2 protein-coding genes and 1 pseudogene are annotated in these 3,899 nt (G+C 61.9%); 1 reads left to right on the top strand and 2 read right to left on the bottom strand.

Features of this window, described 5'->3' with window-relative positions; translation table 11 throughout:
* Together WCA53_RS21900 and WCA53_RS21895 are read right to left on the bottom strand one after the other, a co-directional pair.
* On the bottom strand, positions 1-1,708 hold a 1,708-nt coding region (locus WCA53_RS21900; RefSeq protein ID WP_423915557.1), incomplete at its 3' end, for a 3-hydroxyacyl-CoA dehydrogenase NAD-binding domain-containing protein.
* A 211-nt stretch (positions 1,709-1,919) separates the two neighbouring features.
* A complete protein-coding gene (locus tag WCA53_RS21895; RefSeq protein WP_423915556.1) occupies positions 1,920-3,578 on the bottom strand; it encodes a 3-(methylthio)propionyl-CoA ligase in 1,659 nt (552 codons plus the stop codon).
* Between the two features lie 127 nt (positions 3,579-3,705).
* Here WCA53_RS21895 and WCA53_RS21890 point away from each other — a divergent pair.
* A pseudogene (locus WCA53_RS21890) lies at positions 3,706-3,899 on the top strand (hypothetical protein); the annotation flags it as partial.

The raw sequence follows: 3,899 nt of genomic DNA, 5'->3' as shown, positions 1-3,899 counted from the left end.
GTTTATAGTCATACCAGCCCGCACCGGTCTTCTGTCCGAAGCGCCCGGTTTCGCACAACCGGTCCGCGATCTTCGAATACGTCAGGTTCGGCTTTTCCTGATAGCGACGCTTGCGAATGGCCCAGCCGATGTCGTTGCCCGCGAGATCGCTCATGCGGAATGGTCCCATCGCGAAACCGAATTTCTCGACCGCGCGATCCACTTGCGACGGCAGCGCGCCTTCTTCCAACATGAAGAGCGCTTGCCGGATGTATTGCTCGACCATCCGGTTGCCGATAAACCCATCGCAAACACCCGACACCACGGCCGTTTTCTTGATCTTCTTCGCGAGCTGCATGACGGTGGCCAGCACGTCTTTCGACGTCTTCGCGCCGCGCACGACTTCAAGCAGCTTCATGACGTTGGCCGGGCTGAAGAAGTGCAAGCCGACCACGTCTTCGGGGCGCTTCGTGAAGGCGGCAATCCTGTCGACGTCGAGCGTCGATGTATTCGACGCCAGGATCGCACCCTTCTTCGCCACCTGATCGAGCTTCGAGAACACTTGCTCCTTCACGCCGAGTTCTTCGAACACCGCTTCGATAATCAGATCGGCCTGGCCCAGGTCGTCGTAGGAAAGCGTCGGCGTAATCAGCGCCAGACGTTCTTCCAGTTTTTCCTGTGTCAAACGGCCCTTTTTCACGGCGCTTTCGTAATTCTTGCGAATCGTTGCCAGACCGCGATCCAGCGCGTCCTGCTTCGTCTCGAGCAACGTGACGGCCAAGCCCGCGTTGACGAAGTTCATCGCGATACCGCCGCCCATTGTCCCGGCTCCGATCACGCCGACGCGTTCGATCTTGCGCGTGGGCGTGTCCGATGGCACGTCGGGGATCTTGCTTGCCGCGCGCTCACCGAAAAACGCGTGACGCAGCGCGCGGCTTTCCGGCGTTTGCACCAGCGCGACGAAGCATTCACGCTCGAACGCGAGGCCTTTGTCGAAGCCCAGCTTCACGCCGGCTGCCACCGCGTCGATACATTTGAGCGGCGCGGGGAAGTTCTTCGCCATCGGCGTGACGCCATTGCGCACAAACTGGATGAAACCTTCCGCGTTCGGATGCTCGATCTTGCGATTGCGCACCAACGGATGCGGGCCGCTTTTCGCGCCCACTTGCTTAGCAAACGCGATCGCTTCGGCGAGCAGGTCGCCTTCAGCCATCTTGTCGAACAACGCGGTGCCGGCAAGCTTCTCCGACAACACCGGCGTGCCCGACACGATCATGTTCAGCGCCGTTTCCAGCCCGACCACGCGCGGCAAGCGCTGTGTGCCGCCTGCGCCCGGCAGGATGCCCAGCTTCACTTCAGGCAACGCGATCTGAGCACCCGCCGACGCCACGCGATAATGCGCGCCGAGCGCCAGTTCGAGGCCGCCGCCCATCGCGACGCTGTGGATCGCCGCGACGACCGGCTTCGCGCTCCTCTCCACGACGTCGATCACCGTATGCAGCGTGGGTTCCTGCATTGCCTTCGGCGTATTGAATTCGGTGATATCGGCACCGCCCGAAAACGCCTTGCCCGCGCCAATGATCACGATTGCACTCACCGACGCGTCTTTCGACGCCTTCTCGATGCCATCGACGATGCCAAGCCGTGTCGATAGCCCAAGGCCATTCACCGGCGGGTTGTTCAGCGTGATGACGGCAACGCCGTCCCGAGTTGTGTAATCCACTGCCATTTGTCCACCTCCATTCGAAACCTGCGCGCTGCGAAATAGTCCCAAGACATTTCTCAAATTGCCGGTAAGCCGTGCCGCTTTGATTGTGAGTTGCCACCAGAGAATACACAAAAACGAACGAGCGTTCAATTCGTTGTGAATTTTGGAGGAGAAATTCGGGGAAAGGAGAATCGGGCCGCACTGGCGCGGCCCGGATGCAGATTAGTTCAGTTCAAGCGAGATTTTCGACAGCCGTCGGCAGCACATGGTCGCGGTACATCTCGCGCAGCCGCAGTTTCTGCAGCTTGCCGGTGGCTGTGTGCGGCAACTCGTCGGCGAAAACGATGTCGTCGGGCTTCCACCATTTCGCTACCTTGCCGTCGTAAAACGCGAGCAGCTCTTCGCGGCTGACCACCGCGCCCGTACGCAGCACGACGACCACCAGCGGCCGCTCGGTCCATTTGGGGTGCGAACACGCAATGCAAGCCGCCTCCGCCACCTGCGGATGCGCAATCAGCACGTTTTCCAGATCGATCGAACTGATCCACTCGCCGCCGGACTTGATCACGTCCTTGCTCCGATCGGTGATCTGCATGAAACCGTCCGCATCGATAGTCGCGACATCGCCGGTCGGAAACCAACCGTCGATCAGCGGCGACTCGTCCTTGCGGAAATACCGGTCGATCACCCACGGCCCGCGCACATGCAGGTCCCCGAACGATTTGCCATCCCACGGCAGCTCGCGACCGTCATCGCCGACGACCTTCATATCGACGCCGAACATCGCGCGGCCTTGTTTCTCCCGCAAATGCACGCGTTCCTCCGGCGAGCGTTGCGCCTGGGCCCACGTGAGCTTGGCAAGCGTGCCGAGCGGCGACATCTCCGTCATGCCCCACGCGTGAATGACCTCGACGCCGTATTCGTCCTCGAACGTGCGCAACATCGCGGGCGGACAGGCCGATCCGCCGATCACCGTGCGCTTGAATGTGCTGAATCTCTTGTCCGCCTGCTTCACGTAGTTGAGCAAGCTGAGCCAGACGGTCGGCACGCCCGCCGAATACGTGACGCCTTCGGCCTCCATCAGTTCGTAGATGGACTTGCCATCGAGCGCACAGCCCGGCAGCACGAGCTTCGCGCCGACCAGGGGCGCGGCGTGCGGAATACCCCACGCGTTGACGTGGAACATAGGGACAACGGGCAGGATAGCGTCGCGCGCGCTGCAGCCCATGGCGTCCGGAAGCGCGGCGGCGAACGCGTGCAGCACGGTCGATCGATGCGTGTAGAGCGCGCCTTTCGGATTGCCGGTGGTCCCCGACGTATAGCAGAGAAATGAAGCCGAGCGCTCGTCCAGGCGCGGCCAGGTGTAGTCGCCGTCGTGCGCGGCCAGCAGCGTTTCATAGCTCAGGACGGGCGTGGCCAGATCGGCGAGATGCGTGCCGATGCAGCTTTCATCGCCAAGCGCGATCCAGCCTTTCACGTTCGGACACTGCGGCGCGATGATGTCGACGAGCGCGCCGAAGGTCATGTCGAAGACCACGTATTCGTCGTCGGCGTGATTGATGATGAACGCGACCTGATCGGGGAAAAGCCGCGGGTTGATCGTGTGGCAAACAGCGCCCATGCCGGCCACGCCGTAGTAGCACTCCAGGTGACGGTAGCCATTCCACGCCAGCGTGCCGACGCGCTCGCCCTGCTGGACGCCGAGCGCGACGAGGGCTTGCGCAAGCTGTTTCGCGCGTTGTTCGCAATCGCGCCAGGTGTACCGGTGCATGTCGCCTTCGATACGGCGCGAGACGATCTCCGTGCTGGATAGATGGCGTGAAGCGTGAGATATCAACGATGAAACGAGCAGCGGCACATCCATCATCTGGCCGAAAAGCGGCGACGTCATGGGCGAATTCCTTATAAGTCCGGATGCACTGAAACAGGGGCGCGTCGTCCGCCCAAGCTGCTAGCGGGGGCTTCAGCAGCCGCGCTGGCGCGGATTTACAATATCGTTTAACCATAAGGCGCTCAATATGTCGTTTTCCCCAAGCAGCACCGTGGCAGAAGCCTCTGCGGCCGACGCCGCGCCGTTGGAGGGTATTTCTTCGGCGCTCGGGACAGACCGCTCCGGATCGTTCGCAGGCCTGGGCTCGGCGTTCCTGACCCGCCTGCCCGCCACGCCGCTCCCGGAGCCGTATCTGGTCGGCATTTCCGCCGATACCGCCGC

Origin of the sequence: Caballeronia sp., assembly GCF_049581465.1 — a bacterium.
Lineage (GTDB): Bacteria > Pseudomonadota > Gammaproteobacteria > Burkholderiales > Burkholderiaceae > Caballeronia.
Note: the sequence above shows the minus strand (reverse complement) of the source record. Positions and strands in the feature narration are given on the sequence as shown.